General features: G+C 52.1%; 2 tRNA genes and 1 rRNA gene. All 3 read left to right on the top strand.

Annotation, left to right across the window (positions count from 1 at the left end):
* Nucleotides 1–82 (top strand): 16S ribosomal RNA (locus tag T260_RS136395); the annotation flags it as partial.
* A gap of 221 nt (nucleotides 83–303) precedes the next feature.
* Nucleotides 304–377: transfer RNA gene (locus T260_RS136400), tRNA-Ile, on the top strand.
* Between the two features lie 6 nt (nucleotides 378–383).
* Nucleotides 384–459: transfer RNA gene (locus T260_RS136405), tRNA-Ala, on the top strand.
* Nucleotides 460–553: the final 94 nt, after the last annotated feature.

Raw genomic sequence — 553 nt, 5'->3', positions numbered from 1 at the left:
GCCGCCGAAGGTGGGGCAAGTGATTGGGGTGAAGTCGTAACAAGGTAGCCGTACCGGAAGGTGCGGCTGGATCACCTCCTTTCTAAGGATGTTATTGACAAAATCGAATGGTTTGATTATAATGACGCTTGCTGTTTTGTTTGGTTTTGAGGGAATTGGTTATTCTCTCGGTTGTTTTGCGCCTGCGTCTGCGAGTGATTCAGCGGAGCTGGATTCCTCGGCGCAAGGCCGCAAAGAAGCTGACTCAAGGCAGCAGCCTTGTTTCGTTTTGAGGGAACTGATCGTTCCTTGCAATGTGTATATGGGCCTATAGCTCAGCTGGTCAGAGCGCACGCCTGATAAGCGTGAGGTCGGTGGTTCAAGTCCACTTAGGCCCATTGGATGGGGCCTTAGCTCAGCTGGGAGAGCGCCTGCTTTGCAAGCAGGAGGTCATCGGTTCGATCCCGATAGGCTCCACCATATCAAGGTAAGAGGTTTCAACGTAGTTGCTTTGCGTCTGCGTCTACAAGCGGATTCGGAGAAGCTGAATTCCTCGACGCAAACCAGCGAAGAA

Origin of the sequence: Geobacillus thermopakistaniensis (assembly GCF_000498995.1) — a bacterium.
Classification (GTDB): Bacteria; Bacillota; Bacilli; order Bacillales; family Anoxybacillaceae; genus Geobacillus; species Geobacillus thermoleovorans.
Note: the sequence above shows the minus strand (reverse complement) of the source record. Positions and strands in the feature narration are given on the sequence as shown.